Raw genomic sequence first — 6183 nt, 5'->3', positions numbered from 1 at the left:
TTTGAAATCATTTTCTTCACTTCATAATAAAATTGAATCAAAAAATCACTTGGTAATTTTTCATACAAAGACATTTTCGGAAACACCTACTATTCCTACTGTTTTAATAGGAATAATATCAATTAAAACTGAAATTGAAAAGAGTTTTTCGCCAGATTCATAAATTTGTCATTTTATTATAGATACGTTTGACAATACTGCTTTAATCTTGTTGAACTAACTGAGCAGTTTAGCATTCCTGTAGATTGTTAAATATCAGGTTTGAAAAAAATAGAGCCCCTCAGTAAGATACGAGTATAGAGTCCAATCTAACTCAGAATCTTAAGGAGGAAGCCCTACTATTTACAAAGGCAGTATGAAAGATTAGGATTACCGAAAAAGAGGTGCGTATAGAAGTCATTTCTTTGTGAAAGTTTGTACTTCAACTACCATGAAAATAACTATCTTCAAGTTTAGAAAAATGACAATGCTTAAGAAGACCCGGCTCAATCGTAAAAAAAAGAGGAGAGCGATAATTAATAAGTCTATGGATTAGGGTTGACTGGATAAAGGTCAGTAACAGTATTGACACTTCCTAACCATTTTCATTCTCTGTGGTGCAGCACTGATTTTGTGCTGCCTGGATGGCTAACGGGTGCGTTAGTTCATTAAGGAACATAAAAATGTTCAATCTTTTTTATAAAAGAATAATCCAATTAAATAGTATAAGGGCATGTTTTGAGTAATCATTTTCAAAACATGCCCTTTCTATTTATTCATTTATCAAGGTTGCTTGTATTAAAAAAATACCCTCGTGTCGTTTTGAAATAAAGTTGCGACGTTTTAAAAAAATAAAGAAAAGACACCCTAAGGTGCTTTGTTTCCTCTCTAGAAGCCTCAACTCGAAAATAACGAACCGACAACCAAAGACAACGTTTGCTTGTAAACGGCATGTGCGGACTGCACATCACCAAAATGTCCGCACATGTAAAGATGGATAACACCGTGGAGCGACGCCCAGAAGATACGGACGATGGTTTCCGTGTCATACGGACCGGTAATCAGTCCCTGCTCTTGCGCATTACCAATTACCGTCAACAATTGCCGCATAGCAGTTACGGTGCCGTGTATGCTCTCCTCGTCTGGTTTGAAATCCGCAAAGGCTCCTCCGAACATCAGCTTGTAATAACCGGAGTAACGCTGTCCGAATTGCCAGAAGGTTTCGCCTAAATTAATCAGCTGCTGTATCGGATCGTCAGCGCGCGGCGTTCCCTCGAATTCGTTGGCGAGAAGCTTACAGCCGTCGAGATAAAGCTGCTGAGCCAGTCCATCTTTATTGACAAACAGGTTGTATATGATTTTGGTAGAGCAATTCATCTTCTGCGCAACTTTACGCACCGTCACAGCTTCAGGACCCTCATCGTACAAAATCGTTGCCGCAGTATCGACGACGAGCTTTCGAAGATTTTCAATATTTTTCAAGCGAGCCTCCTGATACGTTTCCAACTTTTGCGTATTTGCAGCGACGGAATTATTTTGGTCTGTCATCGCTATCACCCTCAATTAATACATTTTGATAAGAAACAATGTTTCCAGCTCTTAACTGGAATTTTAATATAATTGTCGGACCGTTGTCAATGTGGCGAGGGATGCTTAAAACCAACGATACAAAAAACGATGTTGACTTTCTTAAAAAGCTTAGTTACAATGATTTCAATTAGAAACAGTGTTACCGAAACGCATCACAATTTTTGAATCTTATGAGAGTCAGGAATTATTTTCAAGGACAAAGTAACACTGTTTCCTAATTATTAAAAAGTAGATAGGGGAGTTGCACAATGAACATAAAAGGAAATTGGGCGCTTGTCACGGGAGCTTCATCCGGTATCGGAGAGCAATTCGCCCGACAATTGGCCAAAGAGGGTGGCGACCTTGTACTCGTAGCCCGATCGAAAAACAAGCTGGAGAACCTGGCATCGGAGCTTAGAAAGAAGCACGGCGTCAAGGTCGAGGTGATTCCTACCGATCTTGGCAAAGAGGGCGCGCCAGGCGAGTTATATCGGCAATGTCAACTTCTGAATTTAGAGATTGAACTGCTGGTCAACAACGCAGGCTTTGCCACGCACGGTTTGTTTGAACAAGTGTCAGGCGTGCGCCAGCATGAGGAAGTCATGCTCAACGTTGCCGCTGTTGTAGATATGACGCACTTGTTCTTGCCGGATATGTTGTGTAGAAACTCCGGGGCCGTTATCAATGTCGCATCGACCGCCGGATTTCAGCCCCTTCCCTATATGGCCGTATACGGAGCAACGAAAGCCTTCGTCTTGTCGTTTACCCAAGCCCTGTGGTGGGAAAACCGCAACAGTGGCGTCCAATTTCTCACGCTTTGTCCCGGAGCGACGGACACCGGCTTCTTCAACGTCGTAGGCACGGAAGAAGCCGCCGTCGGTAAGAAAGACACACCGGAGCGAGTCGTGGAAGTTGCGCTTCGGGCATTGAAGGACGGGAAGCTGTATGCCGTTCCGGGTACACAGAATTATATAGGTACACAGATCGGACGATTCATGACGAGGAAACAGGGACTTCGTCTCGTTGGCGGCATGCTTCGTCCACGCGACGGCTCCGCCAACAATAAGAAGCCGGCCGGTCCGTCCGATCTTGCAGGATGGATGATCCAGGAGGCGCACTGATGGCTAATTCGGCAAATATTTCAGCTAATGCTTCTGTCCATCAACCCATCCGGGACCGAACAGGTGCTGACCGTGATCATATGGACGGCCAGCACGCCGGTGAAGCACAGGCTTGTTTCAGAGATCAGCCCGGCCGGGAAAGTCATTGAAAGCTGGCACATTCAATTCGAGAAGGCAGAATAAACTTTAGATACACTGAAATTGATTAAAATTTTTTATAAAAATCAAACTGAAATATTCTGGATAGGAATCTATTTTGATCAATCTTTTTTCAAAATAGATTCTTTTTATTTATCGTAAAATGTGGGTTTTCGAGATATTCTTGATTAAACTTTATTTAAAAGCTACACCTCGAAAGAGGGTGGAGTTTGATTAAATTACTAGTAGGATAAAGAGGTGGAAGTACATGGAGTAACCAATTGTACTAACGGGGCAGGTTAGTCGAATTATATGTTATGATGGAAAAAAATAGATTTTTTGGGGGGATTAAAATGGTTACATGCTATTTGAAATATGTTATTGACCCATATAAATTAAATGAGTTCGAGGAATACGGTAAGATGTGGATTCGATTAGTTAATAAATTAGGCGGTACACATCAGGGTTATTTCCTTCCACATGAGGGTGCTAATAATATTGCTTATGCATTATTCACTTTCCCAAGTTTAGCAGCATATGAAGAGTACCGAGTAAAAATGGCATTGGATGCAGAATGTCAAGAAGCATATAAATTTGCAGAAGAGACTAAATGTATTTTAAGTTATGAGAGAAGCTTTATGCGTCCTATATTCGAATGAACATACATTAAAGTTGAAAAATAATCTATACATACCTTGTTAAGCTAACAGGTGCTTTACTCAATAAGGGAGGTTGCTGCGGCAACCTTTTTTTTACGGAACTAACGAAGCAGGATAGTTGAATAAGAAAACTCAAGCATTTCTATAAAGTTTGATACTATTTTCAATTTTATAAGTAAGTTTTTTAGAGGGAGAGAACATTGATAAAAGCTATTATTACTTAAACTGTAATTGCAGGATATAAAGTGCTTGCCTGGCCATTAAGAAAAATAGGCAAAGAGTATCTAACTGAAAATGTAAAAACACACAATCCAATATTGGATAGCATGTTTTTTTGAGCTCTATTCTTATTTGTTCTATTTGTGTTTTGGAGTAAAACCAGGTGTTTTAACTTTCCATACAACAATATATGCAACTAGCAATATACAGAACATTGCCCAAGGGAAAGAAAATACTCCAACGGTTTCCAAAAGGAATGCTCCAACCACACTTCCGCCCCCAATAGCTAAGTTCCAAGTTGTTACAAGCATTGATTGAGCAACATCTGCACCATCTCCACCAGCATTCGCAATCGCAGTTTGCAGAAGTGTTGCGGCTCCACCAAATGTAAGACCCCATAAAGTAACTGCAAGATAGATGACAATAGTTTGATTCATGCTAATGCCTAGTGTCACAGATGCCAAACCGAACCCAGCGATGCTGATTAAAACCAACGAACGTAGTTTATGGTCAATTAATATTCCAATAACCCAAATACCAACTAATGCTGCTATTCCAAATATAAGCAATATCATGTCAATCTTTTGGGTTAGTCCTATATGGTCCAGGTAAGGTGCAATATAAGTATAAAGAATGTTATGTGAAAGTACCCATGCTAATACAACAAATAGTACTGATCTTACCCCTGTCTTTTAATTGGATAGTGGTAATTGTTTCGAGTTTTACGTCCTTAAAATATCGTATAACCAACAACGCTTGAAGTTTATACGCTTTCAATGTTTGTTGCGAGAACCCTTCAATTCGTTTATCAGATTCATAAGTTTCCCAGGCTTTTGATAAAAGCAAAATAAATCTCTCCCTAAAAAATCTATTTTTGAGGAATTATAGACTTGATTATTGAAATTAATACGGTACGATAATCTTCAACTATCGAAGCAGTTTAGTGGATGAAGAAGTCAAAAATTTGGCTGTTTCTTTTATGAATGTTGCTAAATTAACAAATAAATAATAAAAGGTTAACATCTTTCTTTATTAATATAAGAATTATTTTTATCATTAATAGAAATATTTGCTAGGTTTAGAGACTGTGTAAGTCGAAATAACCATGATAATTTACATAGTTTTATTTACCATCTCTTAATATGTTTTTAATAGAGAATTTACGTCGTTCAACTAAGCTTATAAGGTACTATATTATAAGTTTTAGGGAGTTGAGAATATGACAAAGAAAAAGTTCGTACTAGCAACGATGGCGGCCTTCATGGTGTATACAGGTGCCGGCCAATTGACCGCGCAATCAGCTTCGGCTGCTGAGAACTCATCCATATCCGAAGATTCAAAAAGCTTCGGTCCTAAAGGGTTCGACCTGGAGGCGCACCGCGGTGGAATCGGCCTTACCAGTGAATCAACAATCGCGTCGTTTTCCCGCGCCCTCGAAGTTGGAGTGAGCACACTTGAGATGGACGTGCAGATTACCAAGGACCACCAAGCCGTTATCACACATGACCGCAAAATCTCGGGTGCCAAGTGCCAGGATACAGGCCCGGCATTCCCTGGCGACATTCAATATCCATATGTCGGCAAGTATATCAAGGATCTCACACTTGCCCAGGTGCGTACACTGGACTGCGGTTCGCTAAAGTTATCACAATTCCCAGGCCAGACATTGAGCCCCGGAGCGCGGATGCCGATGCTAAGCGAGATATTCGATCTCGTTAAGCGTTATCATGCCAACAAGGTGTGGATGAACATCGAGACAAAGGTAGAAGCAGGTGCACCAGAGCAGACTGCTCCACGTGAAGAGTTCGTACAGATTGTTGCCCGCGAGGTTCGTGAAGCTGGAATGATTAATCGGGTGTCCATCCAAAGCTTTGACTGGGGTTCACTCATGCGCATGCACGAGGTCGAGCCGCGCTTGCCGCTCGTCGCACTGACCAACGGTCCGCAGTTCTTGCAGCCTGGTCAACTAGGTGCTTCACCATGGTTGGGTGGAATTGACATCGACGACTTCGGAGGTAATCTTGTGGCGGCAGCCCACTCATTCGGTGCCGATGCCATCTCCCCTGTGCACGGTTTTCCGCAAGACGGTAAAATCACAGATGCGAACTATCAGCCATACGTAACGAAGGATATGGTGCAGGAAGCCCACAAGTACGGCATGAAGGTCATTCCTTGGACAATCGACGATGAGCCAACCATGAATAAACTTATGGATGACAGTGTCGACGGGATCATCACCGACTACCCTGACCGACTTCGTGCTGTCATGGAGCAGCGCGGTCTAGAGCTGCCAAAAAGCTACTTGGCTCCAAAAAAGTGAGATACATAATAATCACTATTTCGACGGGAATTTTTCCGTCGTTTTTTCTTATGCTGAATTTAATGCAAAATACATTGAGGAAGAATAAAGTGCTTATTAATCTAACGGGTGCTTGTGCGGCCGAGCCTAGGTCGTATCATATAGCGGGTGGGATTCCCGTCGAGTAAGAACTAGCCAT

Annotated in this window: 6 protein-coding genes; 4 read left to right on the top strand and 2 right to left on the bottom strand. The window is 41.5% G+C overall.

Annotated elements, in window-relative coordinates; all coding sequences use genetic code 11:
• Positions 1 to 876 precede the first annotated feature (876 nt).
• A complete protein-coding gene (locus AB7942_RS29990) occupies positions 877 to 1527 on the bottom strand; it encodes a TetR/AcrR family transcriptional regulator (RefSeq protein WP_369449712.1) in 651 nt (216 codons plus the stop codon).
• Positions 1528 to 1817: 290 nt separating this feature from the next.
• Between AB7942_RS29990 and AB7942_RS29985 the strand changes: the two genes are divergently transcribed.
• From AB7942_RS29985 to AB7942_RS29975, 3 genes are all read left to right on the top strand, one after another.
• On the top strand, positions 1818 to 2669 hold the full coding sequence (locus AB7942_RS29985) for an SDR family NAD(P)-dependent oxidoreductase (protein WP_369449711.1): 852 nt from the start codon (positions 1818 to 1820) through the stop codon (positions 2667 to 2669).
• A complete protein-coding gene (locus AB7942_RS29980; protein WP_369449710.1) occupies positions 2669 to 2818 on the top strand; it encodes a hypothetical protein in 150 nt (49 codons plus the stop codon). The genes AB7942_RS29985 and AB7942_RS29980 overlap by 1 nt, the downstream gene beginning before the upstream one ends.
• 342 nt (positions 2819 to 3160) lie before the next feature.
• Positions 3161 to 3466, top strand: coding sequence for an NIPSNAP family protein (locus AB7942_RS29975; RefSeq protein WP_057277240.1), 306 nt, complete (start codon positions 3161 to 3163; stop codon positions 3464 to 3466).
• Between the two features lie 356 nt (positions 3467 to 3822).
• Here the strand turns inward: AB7942_RS29975 and AB7942_RS29970 are convergent, their stop codons facing one another.
• Positions 3823 to 4260, bottom strand: a complete 438-nt coding sequence (locus AB7942_RS29970) for an MFS transporter (protein ID WP_369449709.1) — start codon at positions 4258 to 4260, stop codon at positions 3823 to 3825.
• 644 nt (positions 4261 to 4904) lie between these two features.
• On the opposite strand from AB7942_RS29970, the gene AB7942_RS29965 reads away from it, so the two are divergent.
• Positions 4905 to 6005 carry a glycerophosphodiester phosphodiesterase gene (locus AB7942_RS29965; RefSeq protein ID WP_369449708.1) on the top strand — a complete coding sequence of 367 codons (1101 nt, stop codon included), beginning with the start codon at positions 4905 to 4907 and terminating at the stop codon, positions 6003 to 6005.
• Positions 6006 to 6183 lie beyond the last annotated feature (178 nt).

The sequence above is a fragment of the Neobacillus sp. BF23-41 genome, assembly GCF_041106275.1.
This window is presented reverse-complemented; position numbering and strand designations above follow the sequence as displayed.

What these genes read in the sequence shown, in the direction of transcription:
- AB7942_RS29975 (WP_057277240.1), top strand. Translation starts at nt 3,161, where the DNA reads ATGGTTACATGCTATTTGAAATATGTTATTGACCCATATAAATTAAAT.
- AB7942_RS29980 (WP_369449710.1), top strand. Translation starts at nt 2,669, where the DNA reads ATGGCTAATTCGGCAAATATTTCAGCTAATGCTTCTGTCCATCAACCC.
- AB7942_RS29990 (WP_369449712.1), bottom strand. Translation starts at nt 1,527, where the DNA reads ATGACAGACCAAAATAATTCCGTCGCTGCAAATACGCAAAAGTTGGAA.
- AB7942_RS29970 (WP_369449709.1), bottom strand. Translation starts at nt 4,260, where the DNA reads ATGATATTGCTTATATTTGGAATAGCAGCATTAGTTGGTATTTGGGTT.
- AB7942_RS29985 (WP_369449711.1), top strand. Translation starts at nt 1,818, where the DNA reads ATGAACATAAAAGGAAATTGGGCGCTTGTCACGGGAGCTTCATCCGGT.
- AB7942_RS29965 (WP_369449708.1), top strand. Translation starts at nt 4,905, where the DNA reads ATGACAAAGAAAAAGTTCGTACTAGCAACGATGGCGGCCTTCATGGTG.